Origin of the sequence: Streptomyces flaveolus, assembly GCF_014648815.1 — a bacterium.
Lineage (GTDB): Bacteria > Actinomycetota > Actinomycetes > Streptomycetales > Streptomycetaceae > Streptomyces > Streptomyces flaveolus.
In genome coordinates, this window is record NZ_BMRV01000007.1 from 256733 (window position 1) to 277767 (window position 21035).

18 protein-coding genes and 1 pseudogene are annotated in these 21035 nt (G+C 73.3%); 8 read left to right on the forward strand and 11 right to left on the reverse strand.

Features of this window, described 5'->3' with window-relative positions; translation table 11 throughout:
• Nucleotides 1–8 precede the first annotated feature (8 nt).
• The gene (locus IEZ05_RS18910; protein ID WP_189231316.1) at nt 9–785 is read left to right on the forward strand and encodes a LysR family substrate-binding domain-containing protein; all 777 of its coding nucleotides are present in this window, start codon (nt 9–11) and stop codon (nt 783–785) included.
• 32 nt (nt 786–817) lie between these two features.
• On the opposite strand, the gene IEZ05_RS18915 is transcribed toward IEZ05_RS18910, so the two are convergent.
• The 4 genes and pseudogenes from IEZ05_RS18915 to IEZ05_RS18930 all read right to left on the reverse strand — a co-directional run bounded on the left by IEZ05_RS18915 (nt 818) and on the right by IEZ05_RS18930 (nt 5836).
• Entirely contained in the window at nt 818–1558 is a 741-nt protein-coding gene (locus tag IEZ05_RS18915) for a DUF4142 domain-containing protein (RefSeq protein ID WP_189231317.1), read from the reverse strand.
• Nucleotides 1559–1681: 123 nt separating this feature from the next.
• Nucleotides 1682–4511 (reverse strand): annotated as a pseudogene (locus IEZ05_RS18920) (beta-L-arabinofuranosidase domain-containing protein).
• A gap of 133 nt (nt 4512–4644) precedes the next feature.
• Nucleotides 4645–5340: an HAD family hydrolase gene (locus IEZ05_RS18925; protein ID WP_189231318.1), complete on the reverse strand. Its 696-nt coding sequence runs from the start codon at nt 5338–5340 to the stop codon at nt 4645–4647.
• Nucleotides 5341–5359: 19 nt separating this feature from the next.
• Nucleotides 5360–5836 (reverse strand): Lrp/AsnC family transcriptional regulator, encoded by a 477-nt coding sequence (locus IEZ05_RS18930; RefSeq protein WP_189231450.1) that lies wholly within the window; start codon nt 5834–5836, stop codon nt 5360–5362.
• 207 nt (nt 5837–6043) lie between these two features.
• Between IEZ05_RS18930 and IEZ05_RS18935 the strand changes: the two genes are divergently transcribed.
• Nucleotides 6044–7534: an FUSC family protein gene (locus tag IEZ05_RS18935; RefSeq protein ID WP_189231319.1), complete on the forward strand. Its 1491-nt coding sequence runs from the start codon at nt 6044–6046 to the stop codon at nt 7532–7534.
• A 131-nt stretch (nt 7535–7665) separates the two neighbouring features.
• Entirely contained in the window at nt 7666–8700 is a 1035-nt protein-coding gene (locus IEZ05_RS18940; RefSeq protein WP_189231320.1) for a lactonase family protein, read from the forward strand.
• Between the two features lie 132 nt (nt 8701–8832).
• Here the strand turns inward: IEZ05_RS18940 and IEZ05_RS18945 are convergent, their stop codons facing one another.
• Both IEZ05_RS18945 and IEZ05_RS18950 read right to left on the reverse strand, forming a co-directional pair.
• Complete coding sequence (locus IEZ05_RS18945; RefSeq protein WP_189231321.1) at nt 8833–9756, reverse strand: sirohydrochlorin chelatase; 924 nt, start codon at nt 9754–9756, stop codon at nt 8833–8835.
• Between the two features lie 137 nt (nt 9757–9893).
• The gene (locus IEZ05_RS18950) at nt 9894–10898 is read right to left on the reverse strand and encodes an N-acetylglucosamine kinase (protein WP_229869752.1); all 1005 of its coding nucleotides are present in this window, start codon (nt 10896–10898) and stop codon (nt 9894–9896) included.
• Between the two features lie 154 nt (nt 10899–11052).
• Between IEZ05_RS18950 and IEZ05_RS18955 the strand changes: the two genes are divergently transcribed.
• Nucleotides 11053–11730 carry a uracil-DNA glycosylase gene (locus IEZ05_RS18955; protein ID WP_189231322.1) on the forward strand — a complete coding sequence of 226 codons (678 nt, stop codon included), beginning with the start codon at nt 11053–11055 and terminating at the stop codon, nt 11728–11730.
• A gap of 92 nt (nt 11731–11822) precedes the next feature.
• Here IEZ05_RS18955 and IEZ05_RS18960 read toward each other — a convergent pair whose 3' ends face one another.
• Nucleotides 11823–12977 (reverse strand): WD40/YVTN/BNR-like repeat-containing protein, encoded by a 1155-nt coding sequence (locus IEZ05_RS18960; protein WP_189231323.1) that lies wholly within the window; start codon nt 12975–12977, stop codon nt 11823–11825.
• A gap of 81 nt (nt 12978–13058) precedes the next feature.
• Nucleotides 13059–14747: a DNA alkylation response protein gene (locus tag IEZ05_RS18965; protein WP_189231324.1), complete on the reverse strand. Its 1689-nt coding sequence runs from the start codon at nt 14745–14747 to the stop codon at nt 13059–13061.
• An 84-nt stretch (nt 14748–14831) separates the two neighbouring features.
• On the opposite strand from IEZ05_RS18965, the gene IEZ05_RS18970 reads away from it, so the two are divergent.
• Nucleotides 14832–15611, forward strand: coding sequence for a PaaX family transcriptional regulator C-terminal domain-containing protein (locus tag IEZ05_RS18970; RefSeq protein ID WP_189231452.1), 780 nt, complete (start codon nt 14832–14834; stop codon nt 15609–15611).
• Between the two features lie 42 nt (nt 15612–15653).
• Here the strand turns inward: IEZ05_RS18970 and IEZ05_RS18975 are convergent, their stop codons facing one another.
• Nucleotides 15654–16733 carry an NADH:flavin oxidoreductase/NADH oxidase gene (locus IEZ05_RS18975; protein WP_189231325.1) on the reverse strand — a complete coding sequence of 360 codons (1080 nt, stop codon included), beginning with the start codon at nt 16731–16733 and terminating at the stop codon, nt 15654–15656.
• Between the two features lie 155 nt (nt 16734–16888).
• Here IEZ05_RS18975 and IEZ05_RS18980 point away from each other — a divergent pair, with 155 nt between their 5' ends.
• Nucleotides 16889–17248, forward strand: a complete 360-nt coding sequence (locus tag IEZ05_RS18980) for an ArsR/SmtB family transcription factor (RefSeq protein WP_189231326.1) — start codon at nt 16889–16891, stop codon at nt 17246–17248.
• 157 nt (nt 17249–17405) lie between these two features.
• Nucleotides 17406–17858 carry a DUF6214 family protein gene (locus IEZ05_RS18985; protein ID WP_189231327.1) on the forward strand — a complete coding sequence of 151 codons (453 nt, stop codon included), beginning with the start codon at nt 17406–17408 and terminating at the stop codon, nt 17856–17858.
• Nucleotides 17859–17888: 30 nt separating this feature from the next.
• On the opposite strand, the gene IEZ05_RS18990 is transcribed toward IEZ05_RS18985, so the two are convergent.
• Nucleotides 17889–18545 (reverse strand): DUF305 domain-containing protein, encoded by a 657-nt coding sequence (locus IEZ05_RS18990; protein WP_189231328.1) that lies wholly within the window; start codon nt 18543–18545, stop codon nt 17889–17891.
• A 202-nt stretch (nt 18546–18747) separates the two neighbouring features.
• Here IEZ05_RS18990 and IEZ05_RS18995 point away from each other — a divergent pair, with 202 nt between their 5' ends.
• Nucleotides 18748–20250, forward strand: coding sequence for an LVIVD repeat-containing protein (locus tag IEZ05_RS18995; protein WP_189231329.1), 1503 nt, complete (start codon nt 18748–18750; stop codon nt 20248–20250).
• Here the strand turns inward: IEZ05_RS18995 and IEZ05_RS19000 are convergent.
• The gene (locus IEZ05_RS19000; protein ID WP_189231330.1) at nt 20238–20948 is read right to left on the reverse strand and encodes a TetR/AcrR family transcriptional regulator; all 711 of its coding nucleotides are present in this window, start codon (nt 20946–20948) and stop codon (nt 20238–20240) included. The genes IEZ05_RS18995 and IEZ05_RS19000 overlap by 13 nt on opposite strands.
• Nucleotides 20949–21035 lie beyond the last annotated feature (87 nt).

Here is a 21035-nt window from a genome sequence, read left to right on the forward strand (position 1 = left end):
CTGGCCGGGTGACAGGCTCGGAAGAACCCCCCTCGTTCCGGCTCGCGTACGTCCCGGGGGTGACGCCCGACAAATGGGTGCGCATCTGGAACGAGCGGCTGCCGGACGTTCCGCTCTCCCTGACCCAGGTCTCCCCCGCCGAGGCGGGCGGGGCGCTGCTGGGCGGCGACGCGGACGCCGGACTGGTGCGCTTGCCCGTCGACCGGGCCGTGCTCAGCGCGATCCCCCTCTACACCGAGACCACGGTCGTGGTGATCCCCAAGGACCACCTGGTGACCGCGGCCGACGAGGTGACCGTCGAGGACCTGGCCGACGAGATCGTGCTGCACCCCCTCGACGACGTGCTCGGCTGGGAGCGGCCGCCCGGCCGGCCCGCGCTGGAGCGCCCGGCCACCACCGCGGACGCCGTCGAGCTGGTGGCGGCCGGCATCGGCGTCCTCGTCGTCCCCCTGTCGCTGGCCCGCCTGCACCACCGCAAGGACCTCACGTACCGGCCGGTCACCGACGCCCCCGGATCGGGCGTGGCACTGTCGTGGCCCGAGGACGCGCACACCGACCTGGTGGAGGAGTTCATCGGGATCGTCCGCGGCAGGACCGTCAACAGCACCCGGGGCCGGCGTTCCGCCCCGGCACAGACGAAGGACGAGCGCACCGCCACGGCGCCGGCGCGGCGCAAACCGGCGGCGAGGAAGCCGGGCGCCGGGAAGCAGGCCGGCGGCGCACGGCGCGGCTCCGGCGGCAGTGCCAAGGGCGGCGGCCGGCGAGGCAAACCCCGCGGCAGGTGAGCCGCCGGTGACGAGGGCGACGCCCGCCGGCCTCAGCGGACCGTCGGAGCGGGCGTCGGAGCGGTCGTGTCGACGTCCAGTCCGGGCGGCTCGGTGAGGGACAGCACCGGCTCGCCCGGCTGCGGAGCCGGTGGCGTGAGCTGCGCCTTGGGCAGGTCCGGCGGGGCCGACTGCTGGAAGTTGACCTGGTCGAAGTTGACCAGGCCGGTCTTCTCCAGCACCGTGATGTGATCCAGGACGGTGTCGTTGGCCTGGTCGGCCAGCTGCCGCACCAGGGAGTTCTTGGTGTTGGCGCGGATCTTGGCGATCGCCGGGAAGATCTGGCCGTGCGTGATGCGCATGATGTTGACCGCGGTGGTGTCGAACTGCTTGCCCGTGGTCCCGTTCACGGTCGTCACGAACTGCTGCTGCTGCGGGGACGCCAGGTTGGGCAGGGTGATGCCCAGCTCGGGAGCGATCCGGCGGCACGTCGCGTCGAGCCGCGAGTGACCGGCCACCAGGTGCTCACCGGCCTCCTTCATCTCCGGTGTCGTCCCCCGCTCCATGGCCAGCAACCCGAGGGGGTGCTCCCACAGCCCGGCGGCACGGACCTTCACCACGAAGTCCCGGTCGGCCTCGGTGAGCGGCCCGTACCGCGTCTCGGTGACGACGCGGGCCTGGTCGCTGCCCGCGTTCTGCACCCCGAGCATGGTCGGGTAGGCGAGCGCGGTGAGGGTGAGGACCAGGGAACCGGCCACGAAGGCCGTCCCTGCCGTGGTGCGCGTGATGCGCATCGTGCCTCCTGGGGCGACGACAGGCTCGGACACCAGGAGGTACGGATGCGGACGGGGGTCTGATCACCGCTGCGGGCAAAAACCCCGCACGCGGCGATGTGTTCTGTCTCTCGCCGGCCTCGGTCACCTCACGTACGACGCCTTCCGCGCGGTCCCCACCACCCGCTCGCCCTCGTCGCGCCCGAGCAGCCCGGCGCCCACCCAGGCGTCCACCGTCGACCGTACGTGCGCCACCAGGGCGCCCTTGCCGCGGAACGGGGCCGCGGCCCAGATCTCGTCGAGCAGCGTGGTGCCGTCCTCCTTCGCCGGGTTGGCGACGCCCGCGTCGGTGCCGCCCAGGACGACCCGGGGTTCCGAGCGGCGCACGTACGCGTGCGTCGGGTCCTCGGTCCCCTCGGCGAACGGGGCCCACTCGATGCCGTCCAGCGTGTAGTGGAGCGGCTTGCCGGGCACGGGGGTCAGGGTGGGCAGCAGGTCGCCGGAGAGCGCCGCGTTGCGGTACAGCCCGACGTCCGGACGGCCGGTGGCGGCGCTGCGGGCGACCAGGTTGACGGGGCCGTGGAACAGGGCCTGCAGCGACGGGTCGTCGAGGGCCCTCTCCACCCGCAGCCGGAAGGGGATGCCGACGCGCACGGTGTCGCCCCGGCGCCAGGTCCGGGACACGGTGAAGTAGCTGCCCGGCGTGGCGTTCCCCGGTACCGGCACGGCCGTTGACGGTGACCCGGAAGCCCGAGGTGGCCCAGGACGGCACGCGCAGCCGCAGCGCGAAGGAGGCGCTGCCCCCGCCGAGCGTCAGGGTGCTGCCCTGCTCGCGGGGGTAGTCCGTGGTCTGTGTGACGGTGACGCCCTTCTCCGCCCAGGTCAGCGTGGAAGGGCTGTAGAGGTTGACGTACAGGGCGCTGCCGTCGGCCGCGGCGAAGTACACCGAGTCCTGGTACTTGGTGGCGCTCTCCATCCCCGTGCCCTCGCAGCACGTCGTGCCCTGCTTGGGCGTGTAGTCCCGCACATGCCCGGGCGTCAGCCCGATGAAGTAGGTGACGAGGGGCTTCTCGGCGTCCGGCTCGTCCTGCTTCGAGCCGAGCACCTGGTTGTACAGCGCCCGCTCGTAGTAGTCCATGTACGCCGGATCCTGGTCGTGGAAGAACAGGGCCCGGCTCAGCTTGAGCATGTTGTAGGCGCAGCAGCTCTCCGCCGTGGTGGCGCCGATCGTGCCCGCGATCACGTCCCGGGCCTTCCAGAACTCGCCGGTGCTGGTGCCGCCGATGGCGTACATGCGGTGCGGTACGACCATGCGCCAGAAGTTCCTCGCCGCGGTGAGGTAGCGCTCCTCGCCGGTCTCGTCGTACAGCCGCACCAGACCGGTGAAGATCGGGATGTGCTGGTTGGCGTGCAGTCCGTCGAGGACGTCGGTGTTCGCGGCGCAGGCGTCGATCAGCCGGTCGAGGTCGAACAGCCGGGCCAGCGCGAGGTGTTCGGCCCTTGCGGTGAGGGCGTGCAGATCGCAGACCGCCTCGACGATGCCGCCGAACTCCCCGCTGGAGAAGATGCCCCACATGCGTTGCAGCGTGGCGGCGGGCAGCTTCGACAGTCTGGAGTGCATCCAGTCGCCCATGCCGGACGCGAGGTCCAGGGCCCGGTCGTCGCCGGTGGCGAGGTGGGCGTCCAGCAGGCCGCGGAGGATCTTGTGCGCGGTGTAGTACGGCGCCCAGACCTTGGTGTAGTCGCTGTCGGTCATCGACTCCAGCTGGATGAACTGGGTCTCCGGGTACGCCGCGAGGAACCCCGGGTGGCTGGGCCCGCCCCAGGTGCGGCGCAGCGTGGCGGTCAGGCCCCGTCCCGACGCGTCCGCGAAGGTGCCGCCGCCGGTCTCGTCGAAGGCGAACGACGCGAGGTCGCCCCGGCCGGCCGGGGTGTCGGCCGCGCGGCTGCCCTGCAGGGCGGCGATCTCGGCGGCGCTCAGGGCACGCGACCAGAGGTTGAACTCCTCGAAGGCGCCCGCGAACACCGGGTCGGTGGCGTAGTGCGAACGGCCGAGCCAGTGATGGGCGAGCGGGCCGAGGGCCGCCGGCGTCAGGGTCATGCCCGTGTTGCGGGCCACGGCGGTGCCGTCGACGTAGAGGGTGCCGGTGCCGTCCGCGAGGGTCACGGCCAGGTGGCTCCACTCGTTCAGCGGCAGCGCGGCCGTGCCGTCGAGGCTCTGCTCTCCCGCGGCGCCGCTGCCGGTGATGGCGAAGCGCGGCACCCCGGCGGCGTTGCGGGCGGCGAGGTAGAGGTAGCGGTGGGTGTCGTCGCCGAAGTCGAGGACCCGGGCCCAGTCGCCGGCGTGGGCGGGCCGCACCCAGGCGGCGAGGGTGATCGCGGGGGTGTCGGCGAGGACGCCGGCGGGCAGGTCGACGTACTGGTAGGAGCCGCGCACGTGCTCCGCGGCGGTGCCGAAACGTCCGTCCGTGCTCAGCACGGCGGGGTCGTGCCGCAGGGCTTCGCGCACCTCGGTCAGCGCACCGACCATGGTGCCGATCCGCTCGGCGAACAGCCGCTCCCCGGTGCCGCGGTACGCCTGGGACAGCATGGTCAGGAAGTGGCCGGTGTAGTGGCCGCGCAGATTGCCGTTGGCCTCGCCGTCCAGCCCCTCCCAGCCGCCGGGGGCGACCGCGCCGAGGGTGGAGAGGCCGGCGTTGGCGCGGAACACCTGGAGCAGCCGGTTCACGTCGTAACCGCGGGCGTGCTCCAGCATCAGCCGCCGCTTGTCGTCGAAGATCCCCTTGCCGAGCGTCACGTCCTCCAGCCCGAACGGCCGTACGGACCAGGTCGCCGGTGCCGTGGGGCCCGCGAGCGCGGCCGGGGCCGGGGGAGCGCCGCCGGACCGGCCGCTCGCCGCGTGCGCCGCACCGGGCGTCGCCGCGGCGATCGCGGTGGCCAGCAGAAGGGTCCGCCGGGAGAGGGGCGCTGCCATGTGCTCCTCGTTTCTTCGGTTGTCACCTGGGGGCGTGCCGCCCGCGATCGTTCGAAATACCGACCGACGTTCGAAACGTCGCCCAGAAGATAGGCAAGGGGAAAAGGAGCGTCAACGGTACTGACGAGTACGGTCAGCAGGCCCGCGCCTCGTGCGTGAGCCAGTCGTACGCCGCCCGCGCGGTGAACTCCGCCTGCCCGCCACGCAGCAGCAGCCCGGCGGTGGCGAACTCCGGGGCGTCGGCCTGTGCGGCGACGTACGGGACGGCGATGCAGCGCATGCCGGCGGCGTGCGCCGCGGCGGCCCCCGGGGCGGCGTCCTCCAGGACCACGCAGCCGGCCGGGGACGCACCGAGCCGGCGGGCTGCCTCCAGGAAGACGTCGGGGGCCGGCTTGCCGTGCGCGACCTCGTCGGCCGAGACCACGGTGCGCAGATATGCGTCCAGGCCGGTGCAGGAGAGGATCGCCTCGATGGCCTGCGGTGAGGAGCCCGACGCCACGGCCAGCGGCACCCCCTCGCCCGCGAGCAGCTCGACGAACTTCCGCATCTCGGGGTACGCACGCGTGGAGGTGCGGGCCAGTTCCAGGTAGCGGCGGTTCTTGGCGGCGAGCAGTTCCTCGACGGGGGCCCGCAGGCCGTACCGCCGCTTCCAGTCGGCGACCGTCTCCTGGGTGCTGATGCCCACGTACTCCTCGTGGTCGGCCCAGGTGAAGTCCGGCACGCCGTACTCGGCCAGGGTCCACCGGCCCGCCTCGTAGTAGTTCGGCTCGCTGTCCACGAGCGTTCCGTCGAGGTCGAAGACGACCGAGATGTCACCGAGAGTGCTCATGGGTCCAGGATGCCAAGACTCATTTCCGCGCCGTGCGCCCGATCGACTCCACCAGTGGCAGCAGCCGGTGCGGGACGCGCTCGCGCAGGGCGACCTCGCTGCGGGTGCGGACCACGCCGGGCAGGCTGATCAGCTTCTGGACGACGTCCTCCAGGTGCGCGTTGTCCCGGGCCACCACCCGGGTCAGGAGGTCGCCGCCGCCCGTGATGGAGAAGGCCTCGACGATCTCCGGCACGGCGGCCAGCGCCTCGCCCACGTCGTCCAGGTGGCCCTGGGTGACCTCGATGTGCACGAACGCGAGTACGGGATGGCCCAGCGCGGCGGGGGAGAGGGACGGCGCGGTACCGGTGATCACGCCGTCGCGCTCCAGGCGGTCCAGCCGGGCCTGGAGCGTCCCGCGGGCGACCCCGAGAAGGCGGGCGTACTCGCGCACGCTGGTGCGCGGCTGCTCCAGCAGCAGCCGCAGGATGCGGGTGTCGAGTTCGTCGACGGCCATGGCGTCCTGGTTCCTCTCGTCGGCCAATGGCTCTTCGGTGGCCGTGGAAGTGCCGTGATCACTGTACCAATGGCCCAGTCACGCGAGCGGCAGTTGAGCCACTGGTGGAAAGGATGCTGATATGGAGGCGTCGATGGCGCTGCGGATCCCGCGGCGCCTTTTTCATGCCAGTGATGTGCGGGCCAGTGTGCGAGGGGGCGGTAGTCAGTGCTGAAGAGGGTGTTCGTGAGCCCGGATCCGGGGCGGGCGCGGCTGCGCTTCGCCGCGCGGGCCGTCGTCGGCATCGGCCTGGCCGTCGTGGTCTGCGGCCTGGCAGGCATCTCCCTCGTGGGCGCCGTCATCGGCGGGCTCGCCGCGCTGCTCGCCCTGTTCACCGTCACCGACGCCACCGTGCGCGGCCAGGCGGTCACCACCGCGCTGCTGCCGGTGGTGGGGCTGCCCGTGCTGACCGCCGCGGCCGGACTGCACGGCCACCCCGTGGCCCGCGACCTCGCCTTCCTCGCCGTGGTCGGCGCGGGCGTGTACGCCCGGCGCTGGGGCCCGCGCGGTCACAGCCTCGGCGTGTTCGCGTTCATGACCTTCTTCATCGCCCAGTTCCTGCACGCGACCGTGGACCGGCTGCCCGAGATGTACGCCGCCGTCCTGCTGTCCGTGGTCACCGCCGCCGCCGTCCGCTTCGGCCTGTGGTGCTACGAGCGCCGCCTGCCCCCGGCCGCCGTGCCCGCCCCGCCCGCTGGCACCGGCCTCGCCCGCATCACCACCCGCCAGGCCGTCCAGGCCACGGTCGGCGCGGGCTTCGCGCTGGTCGTGGGCCAGCTGGTGTCCGGCGACCGCTGGTACTGGGCCGTCGGCGCCACCTGGTGGGTCTTCGTCAACACCACCTCGCGCGGCGAGACCCTGGTCCGCGGCTTCCGGCGGGTGCTCGGCACGGTCGTCGGCATCGGCCTCGGCTTCCTGATCGCCGTCCCCGTCGCCGGGTCCGCGGTGCCCACGGCCGTCCTCGCCGCCGCCTGCGTGTTCGGCATCTTCTACACCGCCGCGGTCTCCTACACCTGGATGATGCTCTGCGTGACGCTGCTCGCCGAGCTGCTCTACGGCCTCCTCGGCGTCCTCAGCCCCGGGCTGCTCGCCCTGCGGATCGCCGAGACCGGCGTCGGCGCGCTCGGTGCCGTGCTCGCGGTGCTCTTCGTCCTGCCCGTCACCACGCACGCCGTCACCGACGCCTGGATCCAGCGCGCCCTGCGCTGCGTCCACGCCTGCACCGCCGAGGCCGCCGCCCGCCTCGCCGGCGCGGAGGGCGCCGACCCGGCGCCACGCGTGGCCGAACTGGAGCAGCTGCTCGGCCGGGTCCGGCTCTCGGTCGCCCCGCTCGTGCACCCGCTCAACCCCATGCACGGCCGCAAGCGCCGCGCCCGGCGCGTGCTCGCCCTCCTCGACGACTGCGCCCGGGAGATCCGCGGCCTGGTCGCCGTCGCCGCCGACCCGGAGGCCTCGCACGACGCCCGCCTGGCCGCCGCCTGCTGGCGCGTGGAGACCGCGGTCGAGGCGCTCACCGGCGGCGGAGCCGTCCCCGCGCAGCAGGAACGGCCGCTCGCCGCCGAACCGGCGCTGGCCCACCTGCACGGCCTGGAACGCGCCCTGGCCGAACTCGCGGCGCCGCTGCGCAGCCCGTCCGGCTCTCCGCTGGTCGGTGCCTGACCCCGCGGAGGCACCGCCCCACCCGTTTGGTCTAGACCGCACGTGATCGACTGCTACCGTCGCCCCAGGGCGGACGATCAGTCGGCACTCGATGCGGTGTCCGACGGGGCACGGGACGAGAGGGGTCAGCGGTGGCGGACGGCGGCAGGCGGCAGCGACGGGCGTTCATCGGGTCGTTCACGGCGGCCGGCGGCCCCGGGATCGTGACGGCGGCCGTCACCCCCGGCGAGGGCGCACTGACGGTCCTGAGCAGCGTGAACGGCGTTCGCGACCCCTCCTACCTGGCCCTCGCACCCGACGGCGGCACGCTCTACGCCGTCAGCGAGACCGCCGAGGGGGCCGTGGCCGCGTACCGCGTCGCCGGGGACAAGCCCGAGCCGGCCGGGCGGCCGGTGCCGGTCGGGGGCGACGGACCGACCCACCTCAGCCTGTTCGCCGGGCACGTCCTGACCGCCAACTACGGCTCCGGAAGCGTCAGCGCCGTGCCCGTCCGCTCCGACGGCACCCTCGCCCGGTCGGCGTCCGGCGTGCTCCGGCACACCGGCTCCGGCCCGCACGCCCAGCGCCAGCAGGGGCCGCACGCCCACCAGGTGCAGCCCGACCCCAGCGGGCGGTGGGCCGTCAGCGTGGACCTCGGCACCGACTCGGTGCGGGTCTGCACCCTGACGGACGGAGCCCTCGCCGTGCACCGGGAGATCGCGCTGCGCCCCGGCTCGGGCCCCCGGCACCTGGCCTTCCACCCGGACGGCACCCACGCCTACGTGGCCAACGAACTCGCCCCGACCGTCACCGTCTGCCGGTGGGACGCCGCCGAGGGCACGCTGCGGCCGCTCACCGAGGTTCCGGCGCTGTCCGGCGCCCCGGCCGGGGACGCCTATCCGTCGGGCATCGTCGTCTCGTCCGACGGCCGCTTCGTGTGGACCGCGACCCGCGGGGAGGACGTGCTGTCCGTCTTCGCCGTCGAACCCGACGCGCTCCGGCTCACCGGCACCGTTCCCTGCGGCGGCCACTGGCCACGGGCGATCGCCGTGTCGGACGGCTTCCTCTACGCGGCCAACGAGCGCTCCGGAGACATCACCTGGTTCGCGCTCGACCCGGCGACGGGAGTGCCCCGCCGCGCAGGCTCGCTCGCGGTGCCCGCGGCGTCCTGCGTGGTCTTCGGCTGACGTTCCGCCGCCGTACGGCACGGCGAAGGGCCCGCTCCCGTACCGGAGCGGGCCCTTCGTCCGTACCTGCCGTGGTCCCGCGGGTGCCGCGCGCCCCAGGGTCTGCCGGCATCGGCCGGCGCACGACAGGCCCTAGCGGACCGGCGTGCCCTGCGGCTGCTGCGGCGAGATGCCCAGCGCCGTCGTGTACTTGGCCAGCGCCAGCTTGCCGATCGCCGGGTACGGGCCGAGTGGCTCGGCGGTGGAGCAGCCCGCCTCCCCGGCCGCCTCCTCCAGCAGGGCCGCGTCGATCTCCGGGCCGATCAGGTACGGCGCCAGCGCGAGCTGCTGCGAACCCGAGGAACGCAGCTGCTCGGCCACGGACGCGATCGAGCCCTCCTGGTCCAGCGCCGCCGCCATGACGGGCACGGCGAGGCGCGCGGCCAGCAGCATGCCCGTGATGCCGGCCGCCTGCACGGCCTCGTCGCCGCCGACGGAGGCGAGGATGATGCCGTCCGCGGCGGTCGCCACGGTGAACAGGCGGGCCCGGTCGGCGCGGGCCAGACCGGCCTCGGAGAGCCGCACGTGCAGCGCCTCGGCCAGCAGCGGGTGCGGGCCGAGCACGTCGGTCAGCTCGGCCGCGATCCGGCTGTCCATGACCGCCTGCCGGATCCGGCGCAGCAGCGCACCGTCCGGACCGGCCAGCAGCGGCACGACGACGGCGACGGGGCCCTCGGGCTCCTTCACCTCCAGGCCGGCGGCACGCGCCTGCTCGTAGCGGGCCGTGCGCTCCTCCCCGGCCCGCACCAGCACGGTCGACAGCGACAGGAACTCCTCGTCGTCACCGTCGAGGTATCCGATGCGGGCGTCGATGCCGGGCAGCTCGGAGCGGGCGATGCTCACGATCTCGTCGGCGAGGCCCCGGGTGGCGCTACTGGGCGTGCCCGGCACCGCGAGGACGAGCGCGGGCGCGCCCTCGGGAGCGACCAGGGGCTCGGGTCGGCGGTGCCGCCCGGGCTGGCGGGGGCGCGGCATTCGTACTGGCAGGCCGGACGCGGGCCCAGTGGGGGAGCTCATGGCGCCGCATGTTACTGGTTTCCTGGGCTTCCCTGTTCGGGGAGGGTGCAGGTGAGCGGTATCCGTCCGGTTTTGTCTGATGAGTGATGTACGGATCGGACGACATCGGTACGATTCCCCTCTCCGGGGGACGGCTATCAGCCGTCCGGCACCGTCGTCACGAACAGCATCCGTTCCTCACCCGGAAGGGTGAGAGAACCGGTCGCCAGATCGGTCGCGATGCGCACGGAACCGTCCAGCGGATCACCCTCGGCCGCCACCCGCCGCGCATGCGGCAGCCGCTTCTCCAGCTCCTCCCGAAGCGGTACGACGAGGGGATCGCCCATCTTCAGCAGGCCGCCGGTGACCGCGATCCGGGGCTCGCCCCGCGGCGGGCACACCGCGGCGGCCGAGTCGGCCATGTGCCGGGCGGCGCCGCGCAGGATGCCCCGGGCGACGGGGTCGCCGTCCGCGCAGGCGGCCACCTCGGGCGCGAAGGAGGCGAGGACCGCCGGACGGTCGGTGCGCGGGTACAGCGCCGCGGGCAACCCCGCGACGGGCCCGAACCGCTCCTCGGCGCGGGCCAGCAGCGCGGCGGAACCATCCCCTCGCCCGTCGTGGGCGCGCAGCGCCGCCTCCAAGCCGGCCCGCCCGATCCAGGCGCCGCCGCCGCAGTCGCCGAGCAGGTGTCCCCAGCCGTCCGCCCGGCGCCACCGGGTCAGGTCGGTGCCGACCGCGATCAGACCCGTGCCGGCGGCCACCACGGCTCCGGCGCGGGGGCCGAGGGCGCCCACGTAGGCGGTGACGGCGTCGGCGACGAGCGCGACCGTCCGCACACCCAGCTCCCGGCCCAGGGCGTCCGGCAGTTCCGCGCGCAGGGCGTCGCCCAGGGTGGCGAGCCCGGCGGCCCCGACGACGACGGTGCCGATCCGGTCCACGCCGGTCTCCGCGGTCAGCGCCCGCGCCATGGGCACCAGCTGTTGCAGCAGATGTCCGGGCTCGATGCCGCGCGTCCCGGTGCGCACGGGCTCCCGCGACGCCCGCCGCCCCAGCGGGCCGCGCCCGCCCTCGCCGACAGTGCCGACGACGGCACGGAGCCCGGAACCACCGGAGTCCACGGCCAGGAAACCGGCACCGGCGGCCGCGGCGGGCACAGGACGCACCGCGTTCCTCCCTCCCCGACGACCGGCCGGGCAGGCTCTCCGACCGCCGGCCGACACTGATGAGGAGGAAGAGTAGCGCTCGGTGACGCGGTGGACCCCCGGGGGCCGGTCCGCCGGTTCGGGCTGTCGGTGTCGGCCAGTAGAGTGACGCAGCGTGGCACCACGACCGTTGCATGAACTTGTTGAAGCCGGCTGGGCGAAGGCCCTGGACCCGGTCGCCGGGCGTATCGCGGGCATGGGCGACTTCCTGCGCGCCGAGGTGGCGGCGGGCCGGACGTATCTCCCGTCGGGGGCGAACGTCCTGCGGGCGTTCCAGCAACCCTTCGACGACGTACGGGTCCTGATCGTCGGTCAGGACCCCTACCCCACACCGGGAATGGCGATCGGCCTGAGCTTCGCGGTCTCGCCGGAGGTGCGGTCACTGCCGGGCAGCCTGGAGAACATCTACCGGGAGATGCACACGGACCTGGGCCTTCCCCGGCCCTCCAACGGTGATCTGACCCCGTGGACCCGTCAGGGAGTGCTGCTGCTGAACCGGGCGCTGACCACGGCCCCGCGCAAGCCGGGAGCGCATCGCGGCAAGGGCTGGGAGGAGGTCACGGAGCAGGCCATCCGTGCCCTCGCCGCCCGCGGCAAGCCGCTGGTGTCCATCCTGTGGGGACGCGACGCGCGCAATCTGCGCCCCCTGCTCGACGGCTACCCGGCGATCGAGTCGGCGCACCCCTCGCCGATGTCCGCGGACCGGGGGTTCTTCGGCTCCCGTCCGTTCAGCCGGGCCAACGACCTGCTGGCGCAGCAGGGAGCCGAGCCGGTGGACTGGCGCCTGCCGTAGGGCGCGCCTCCGCGACGGCCCGGCCGGCGCGGGCGTGGTGTGCCGGCGTCACCCCGTTGCCCGGGTGACGCCGTTCGGCCGGTGGCGGCGGGTCACCCGACCACCGCAGCCCGGACGCACAGGACGTCCGGCAGGTGGGAGGCCAGTTGCCGCCAGCTGTCGCCGTCGTCGGCCGAGGCGAACACCTCGCCGTTGCGGTTGCCGAAGTACACGCCGGCCTGCTCCGCGTCGTCGGTGGTCATCGCGTCGCGCAGCACCGTGCCGTAGTGGTCCTCCTGCGGCAGCCCCGCCGTCAGCGGCTCCCAGCTCTTGCCCGCGTCGGCTGTGCGGAACACCCGGCAGCGGCGGTCGGCCGGGACCCGGTCCGAGTCGGCGTTGATCGGGAACACGTACGCCGTGTCACCGCGGTGCGGGTGGGCGGCCACCGCGAAACCGAACGTGGACGGCAGCCCCTCGCCGATGTCCGTCCAGTGGGCGCCCGCGTCGTCGCTGCGGTACACCCCCCAGTGGTTCTGCAGATACAGCCGGTCCGGGGTGGCCGCGTCCCGCGCGACCTTGTGCACGCACTGGCCGAACTCCGGGTCCGGGTCCGGCAGGAACACCGCGGAGACACCCGAGTTGGACGGCACCCAGCTCGCGCCGCCGTCGGTGGTGCGGAAGACGCCCGCGGTCGAGACGGCGACCGTCACCGCCCGGGGGTCCCGCCGGTCGGTGAGCACGGTGTGCAGCCCCTCACCGCCGCCGCCCGGCACCCACCGCGACCGCGTGGGGTGCTCCCACAGCGGGCGGACCAGCTCGAAACTCTCCCCGCGGTCCTCCGAGCGGTACAGCGCGGCCGGTTCCGTGCCCGCGTACACCACGTCCGGCTCCGCGGCGGCCGGGTGCAGCTGCCACACCCGCTCCAGCGAGGCGCCCGTGTCCTGCGGGAACTTGACGGCAGGCCGCGCCGGTTCCGTCCAGGTCCGGCCCAGGTCGTCGGAGTGGAAGACCGACGGGCCCCAGTGCGAGCTGTCGCCGCCGGCCAGCAGCCGCGGGGTGTCGCGGCGGGTGTCGACGGCGACCGAGTAGACGGCCTGTGCGTTGAAGTAGGGACTCTCGTCGAACTCCCAGGTGCCACCGCGCCGGCGCCCGATGAACAGGCCCTTGCGGGTGCCCACGGCGAGCAGTACCTCGGTCATGCCGATCACCTCCGCGGCGTCGTCATTGACGCCTTCGTCTCGGACACCGGCCAGTCTGCACCCCACCACTGACAGTCACCTCCCCAAAGGGCTTCGCCGCAGGTCACAGCGGTGGTGTCGGGTCCGGCGAGGCCTCCGGGAGCCCGTCGCTCACCCCTCGCCCGGCAGTGCCCGCCCCAGGATGCCGCCGAGGTCGGCCCCCTCCGGCAGCGTGCCGAAGGCATGTCCCCAGTCGCCGCCCAGCCGGCTCGCGCAGAAGGCGTCGGCGACGGCGGGCGGGGCGTGCCGCACCAGGAGGGACGCCTGGAGGGTGAGGGTCATCAGCTCCACCAGGCGGCGGGCACCGGTCTCGGTCGCCGTGGTCAGCCCCGTCTCCAGCCGGGCCACGGCCGCGTCCAGCCGGGCGTCCGCCCCGCGCGCGAGGGCCAGTTCCCCGAAGAGGGCGTGCGCGGTCTCCGGCGAACGGCCGAGCGCCCGCAGGACGTCGAGGGCGTTCACGTTCCCCGAGCCCTCCCAGATCGACAGCAGCGGCGCCTCCCGGTAGTGCCGGGGCATGCCCGACTCCTCCACGTAGCCGTTGCCGCCCAGGCACTCCAGGGCCTCCGCGGTGAACGCCGGGCCCCGCTTGGTCACCCAGTACTTGCCGACGGCGGTGGCGATCCGCCGGAAGGCGGCCTCCCCGGCGTCCCCGCGCACCGCCCGGTCGGCGGCGCCGGCCAGCCGCAGGGTGAGCGTCGTCGCCGCCTCCGACTCCAGCGCCAGGTCGGCCAGGACGTTGCGCATCAGCGGCTGGTCGATCAGCCGGGCGCCGAACGCGCTGCGGTGCCGTACGTGGTGACCGGCCTCGACGAGCGTCTTGCGCATCAGCGTCGCCGACGCCATCACACAGTCGAGCCGGGTGCAGTTGACCATCTCGATGATCGTCTTGACGCCCTGCCCCTCGGGCCCCACCAGCCAGGCGACCGTCCCGTCGAACTCCGGCTCCGAGGAGGCGTTGGACCGGTTGCCGAGCTTGTCCTTCAGCCGCTGGATGCGGAAGGTGTTGCGGGTGCCGTCGGGCAGGACCCGCGGCACCAGGAAGCAGGAGAGCCCGCCGGGCGCCTGGGCCAGCACCAGGAACACGTCGCACATCGGCGCCGACGTGAACCACTTGTGCCCGCGCAGTGTGTAGACGCCGGGTTCGGCGGTCGGGGCGGCCGCGGTGGTGTTGGTCCGGACGTCCGAACCGCCCTGCTTCTCGGTCATCCCCATGCCGGCCAGCAGCCCCCGCTTCTCCGTGGGCGTGCGCAGTCCCGGCTCGTACTCCCGGCTGGTCAGCAGCGGCTCGTAGACCTTCGCGAGTTCCGGCTGCCGGCGCAGCGCCGGGACGGCCGCGTACGTCATCGACGTCGGACAGCCGTGCCCCGCCTCGGTGTGCCCCCAGACGAGGCCGCCCGCGGTCCGCGCGACATGGGCGCCCGGCCGGTCGTCCGCCCAGGGCGAGGCGGCCAGACCCTCGCCGACCGCCACGCGCATCAGGTGGTGCCAGCTCGGGTGGTACTCGACCTCGTCGATCCGGTTCCCGTACCGGTCGTGGGTGCGCAGCACGGGCTCGTGGCGGTTGGCCAGCTCGCCCCACTCCTGCGCCTGGGCGCTGCCGGCCCGCAGGCCGAGCCGCCGCAGCCCCTCCTCGGCCCACCCCGCGTCCTCCCGCCGCAGCCCCTCCAGCAGGGCCGCGTCCTCGGACGCGTCGTACGGGGCCGTGGGAGGGGGCTGGTTGGTGACGTCGTGCGTGGCGTACCCCTCGGGCCGGTCCGCGGTTCCCTCGTACCCGTACCGCTCCTGCGCGCGTGTCGTCATACGGCGAGTGTTGCACTATTCCTACAACCGCAGCAATAGTGCAACACGGAACGCGCACGTACAGTACGTGCCGTGTCCCTGCGGATGAACGACCCAGCGCCCCCGGGCGGGCCCGCGCTGCGCCCGCTGTCCGCGCGGTCCGTCGTGCTGAGCCTGCTGCTCGGTACCCACCCGGCCGAACTGCCGGCGAGGGACCTGGTGCGGCTCGTGGAGCGTTTCGACGTCGGCGGGTCCACCGTGCGGGCGGCGCTCAGCCGGATGGTGAACGCCGGCGACCTGCGGCGCACGGACACCGGTTACCGCCTCAGCGAGCGGCTGCTGGAACGGCAGCGCCGCCAGGACGAGGCCGTACGTCCGCACACGCGTGCGTGGGACGGCGACTGGGAGATGGTCGTGATCACCGCGACCGGGCGCGGCCCCGCCAAACGGGCCGAACTGCGCACCCGGCTGGCCGGTCTGCGCCTCGCCGAACTCCGCGAGGGCGTGTGGCTGCGCCCCGCCAACCTGAGCCGCCCGCTGCCCGGCGACCTCGACGCGGTGGGCGAGCGCTGCACCGCCCGACCCGAGCGGGCGGCCGGCGAGCTGGCCGCGGACCTGTGGCCGCTGGGCGCCTGGTCCGCGACGGCCCGGTGGCTGCTCGCCCGCGTCGACGGGGCGCGGCGGCCGGCGGACCGGCTCACCGCCTTCGCGGCCGTCGTGCGCCACCTGCTCGCCGATCCGGTCCTGCCCCCGGAGCTCCTCCCGTCCGACTGGCCGGGCGCGGCCCTGCGCGACGCGTACACGGACTACCAGCGGGAGCAGGCCGGCCGGGTCCGGACGGACGACGCCCGGACCCGGCCGGCCGGATCGCCGGGTCACTCGTAGTACCGGGAAGGCCGCCGTGCCCTCAGATGCTGCGCGACCGGCTCACACCGCCCAGCCGTACTGGTCCGGCACCCGGGCCTCGCCGTCCAGTTCCCGCGCCGCCCGCTGCGCCCACGACGGGTCGCGCAGCAGTTCGCGGCCCAGCAGCACCGCGTCGGCCTCACCGTTGGCCAGGATCTTCTCCGCCTGCTCGACGTCGGTGATCAGACCGACGGCGGCGACCGGCAGCGACGTCTGGGCCTTCACGCGCGCGGCGAACGGAACCTGGTAGCCGGGCCCGGTCGGGATGCGCACGCCGGCGACGTTGCCGCCGGTCGACACGTCGAGGAGGTCGATGCCGTGGGCCTGGAGGTCACGGGCGAAGCGGACGGTCTCGTCCGGCGTCCAGCCCCCCTCGTCCAGCCAGTCGGTCGCGGAGACACGGAAGAACAGCGGCTTGTCCTCGGGCCATACCTCGCGGACGGCGTCGACGACCTCGAGGGCGAACCGGGTGCGGTTCTCGTAGGAGCCGCCGTAGCCGTCGGTGCGGTGGTTGGAGTGCGGGGAGAGGAACTCGTGGATCAGGTATCCGTGGGCGCCGTGGATCTCGACGATCTCGAACCCGGCCGCGAGGGCGCGGCGGGCGGCGTCCGCGAACTGGCCCACGATCTCCTGGATCTGCCGGGCCGTCAGCTCGGTCGGAACCGGGTGCCGCTCGTCGAAGGCCTCCGCGCTGGGCGCCAGCGGCTGCCAGCCGTGCGCGTCCGGTCCCACCGGGGCCCCGCCCTTCCAAGGCCGGTCGGTCGACGCCTTGCGGCCGGCGTGCGCCAGCTGGACGGCGGGGACCGTGCCGTGCGCGCGGAGGAAGCCCGTGATCCGGCGGAACGCCTCGACCTGGGTGTCGTTCCACAGCCCGAGGTCCTGCGGGGAGATGCGTCCCTCCGGCGACACGGCGGTGGCCTCGACGACGATCAGGGCGGTGCCGCCCGTCGCGCGTGCGCCGTAGTGCGCGAAGTGCCAGTCGCCGGGAACGCCCGCCGACGGACCCACCGGCTCGGCCGAGTACTGGCACATCGGAGGCATCCACACCCGGTGGGGAATGGTGACGTCGCGCAGCTTCAGGGGCTGGAAGAGGGCGCTCATGGGGGCTGCTCCATCTGTCGCGGGGCGGGGAACGCCTCGTACGGTAACCCTCGTAGTACGGCGGATGTCAAACTACGGCAGTCCTCGTACAATGGGGAACCCCCCTCCCGCATCGCTCCCGAGCGGTGGGACCTCCCGGACGAACTGGAGCCGCCGTGACCCCCGCCACCGCCGTCAGCAGCCGTGATCTGCCGCATCCGGCGCGCGCGGAGATCCGGCTGGAGGGCGTGCTGCACGCCCTGTCCGATCCGATGCGGCTGCGGATCGTGCGGGAACTCGCCGCCGGCAGCGACGAACTCTTCTCCTGTTCGTACTTCGACCTGCCCGTCACCAAGTCGACCACCACCCACCACTTCCGGGTGCTGCGCGAGAGCGGGGTGATCCGGCAGATCTACCGGGGCACGGCCAAGATGAACGGGCTGCGCAGGGACGACCTGGACACCCTCTTCCCGGGGCTCCTCGACGCCCTGCTGGCCGCGGCCGACCGTCAGGCCGCCCGCCTCGGCACCGGCTGACCGCACGCGGATGCGCTGACGGGGTGCCCCGCGAGGGGGCGGGCGAGTGTGTCGTTCGTATGGAATCTGATCGTGCGGTTACGTTGCGGACGTGCTCGAAGCATCCTTTGTTGATCGTTCTTTTCAGCTTTCCGATCGCTGCCCGGACGACAGTGAGGTGTCCGTACGGCACACATGGGCGGTGCGGGAGGGGGACACGACCGCGTCGTGGTTCGACGTCCGGTGGACGTTCCCCGACGGCGCGCGCATCGACGCGCTCGCCGTCCTCTGCGGCGACGGCGTCCGGGTCGAGGACGTGCGGGCCGAGCCGGCCCTGTCCCTCGACGACCTGTCCGTGCTCGCCGAGTGGCTGGAGAACCCGCTTTTCGAGGCCTGTGTGCGGCCCTCGGCGGAGCGTGCCGCGGCCTCGCGGCGGGCCCGTCCCGCCGGTCCGCACGGCAGTGAGGAGCGCCGGCTCGCCGCACAGGAGTACCGGACGGCCCGGGAGGAGGGCGCCGACCCGGTCCTCGCGGTGATGCGCGCGACCGGGTACGGCCGGCGCAGATCGCTCAGGCTGATCGGCCAGGCGCGCGACGACGGCCTCCTGGCCCCTCGCCGCGCACGGCGCTGAGCCGCCCGCCGAGACGCTGCCGAAGACCCGTCAGAGCATCCCGCGCATCCGCGAGATCTCGCTCGTCTGCTGGGCGACCACGTCGTCGGCCATCTCCTCGATCTGCAGGTTGTTGCCCTGCGCCTTCACGTCCGTGGCCATGCTGATCGCACCCTCGTGATGGGTGATCATCAGCGTCAGGAAGAGCTGGTCGAAGGCCTTGCCGTCCGCCGCGCGCAACGTCCCGAGCTGTGCCTCGGTCGCCATTCCCGGCATCGTGGCGTGGTCGTGCCCGCCGCCCGTCTCCGGCCGGCCGTGGGACGTCAGCCAGCCCTTCATCGCCGTGATCTCCGGGCCCTGTGCGGCGGAGATCCGTTCGGCGAGCTTCTTCACCTGCTTCGACTCCGCGTGGTCCGGCGCGAGTTCGGTCATCTCCAGCGCCTGGGCGTGGTGCTGGATCATCATCCGCGCGTAGGCGACGTCCGCCGAGTTGGGGGAGTCGTCGTCGGTGCGCTGCCGCTCCGCCTCCTCGGCCGAGACCGTCCGGTTGGCCTCGCCGGGCCCGCCCGGAACGATCACCGAAGGCCCGTTCGCCGCCGCCGACTTGCCGTCAGCGCCGGAGTCGCAGGCCCCGAGCCCGAGGACGGCCAGTGCGGTCAGCGACGCCGTGACGAGCGACGCGCGGATCGACGCGGGACGGAAGGGCACGGCAACCTCCTGGGGTCGGGGATGCCCCCTCTGCGGCAGGGGCACGTCGTGAGTGCGATGACCGTCCTAGCACGCTTCCGCGCCCCACCGATCAGGAAACTTCATTACGTGTTTGTTGCCCCCTGTTGGTATGTGCATGGCGAAGACGATACTGCGGGGATGCGTGAACCGTTCCAACGGGAACGGACGTAGGGAGGAAACAGTGACCCTGTTGAGCGACCCGCGAACACGGCACAGACGACTGGGAGTTGCGGCAGCGGCCGCCGGACTCATGGCCGCGCTGCTCACGGCCGTCCCGGCCGCGGCGACCCCCGACCCGGGGGACGGTCCGGCCACGTCGAAGGAGGTCTCCTCGAGCGCCCGCGCCGAGGCGCGCGACGCCATCGCGAGCGGCGAGATACCCGGCCAGGACGAGATCGTCCACTCGGACAACATCCAGCACCTGGCCAACATTCCGAAGGACGCGCTGCCCGGCACCAACTCCGACCTGGCCTTCCAGGGCAAGTACGCCTTCGCCGGCAACTACGACGGCTTCCGCATCTTCGACATCACCAACCCGAAGAAGCCGAAGACCGTCGCCCAGGTCCTCTGCCCGGGCTCGCAGAACGACATCTCGGTCTCCGGCGATCTGCTGTTCCTGTCGACCGACTCCTCGCGCAGCGACAGCAGTTGCAACAGCACCACCCAGCCCGCGACGGAGAAGTCCTCGTGGGAGGGCATGAAGGTCTTCGACATCAGCGACAAGCGCAACCCGCAGTACGTCGCCGCCGTCGAGACCGCCTGCGGGTCGCACACCCACACGCTGGTGCCCGAGCGCAGGAACGTCTACGTCTACGTCTCCTCGTACTCTCCCAACGCCGCCTACCCCGACTGCCGGCCGCCGCACGACGGCATCTCGGTCATCAAGGTGCCGCGCAACGCCCCCGAGCGGGCGGCGGTCGTGAACTTCCCGGTGCTGTTCCCGGGTGAGGGCCCCGACGGCGGCGGCAACCCGGGCGGACCCACCAACCCGGGCGTCTCCAAGACCACCGGCTGCCACGACCTGACGGTCCTGCCCTCGCAGGACCTGGCCGCGGGCGCCTGCATGGGCGACGGCATCCTGTTCTCCATCGAGGACCCCGAGCACCCGAAGGTCATCGACCGGGTCCAGGACAACGTCAACTTCGCGTTCTGGCACTCGGCGACCTTCAACCAGCGGGCGAACAAGGTCGTCTTCACCGACGAGCTGGGCGGCGGCGGCGCGCCCACCTGCAACGCGGAGATCGGCCCGAACCGCGGCGCCGACGGCATCTACGACATCGTCGGCAAGGGTGACCACCGCAAGCTGGTCTTCCGCAGCTACTACAAGATTCCCCGCCACCAGGCGGACACCGAGAACTGCGTGGCCCACAACGGCTCGCTCATCCCGGTGAAGGGCAAGGACCTCATGGTCCAGGCCTGGTACCAGGGCGGCATCTCCGTGTGGGACTTCACCGACTCCTCGCGCCCGAAGGAGATCGCCTACTTCGAGCGGGGCCCGCTGAGCACCGAATCGCTCGTCACGGGCGGTTCCTGGTCGGCGTACTACTACAACGGCTACATCTACTCGAACGACATCGCCAAGGGCTTCGACGTCCTGAAGCTCAGCGACCGGCGCACCGACCCGGCCAAGCGGGTCCACCTGCGTGAGCTCAACGTGCAGACGCAGCCGGACTACTTCGACTGATCCGTCTGTTCCGCCGGACCGGCCGGCGGCGGGCACCCGGGTGCCGCGCCGGTCGCGAAGAACCGCGACAGATCCGTGTCGCACGTCCCGCCGGGCGCCTCCGTGTCCGGCGGGACACCCAGTTCCCAGTCCAGCCGGTAGCGCTTGAACAGTTCGGCGCGCAGCACCGGCACGGGCATCGGCACCCCGGGCACCAGAGCCGCGAAGACGGCGCCCATCAGCAGCGCCCGCAGCATCGGGTAGTCGTTGTCGACGTCCCGGGAGCCGTGCCGGGCCACGGTGTCCCGCAGCAGTTCGGCCAGCCGCCGCTGCTCGGGGCAGGGCACGAAGCCCACCTCTGCCTGGAGCAGGCCGGCCATGTGCTGGCGCATGAGCACCGGCCGGTCCCGGGCCAGGCCCAGGATCGCGTCGATGGCCCGGGCCATCCGCTCCGGGCCCTCGTCGGTGCGCGGCTCGCGCTCCAGGGCCTCCTCCAGCGTGCGGTGCATCAGCCGGTGCACCGCGGACTGCACCAACTGGCGCTTGCCGGGGAAGTAGTACGAGACCAGACCGCGTGCCGACCCCGCCCGGTCGGCGATGTCGCCGAGCGTGGTCGCGTCGTACCCGTGCTCACCGACCAGCTCCACCGCGGCCTGCAGGAGCCGCTCCTGCGAACGCCTCCGCAACTCTTCATTGACCGAGGCGCTGCGCGGGGACATGCTGTACTCCTGCGTTGACTGGCTGACAGCCAACTATACTCAGCGCAGGCGGACCGGCCCCCGGTGGGGTCCGTCCGGCTACCGTCT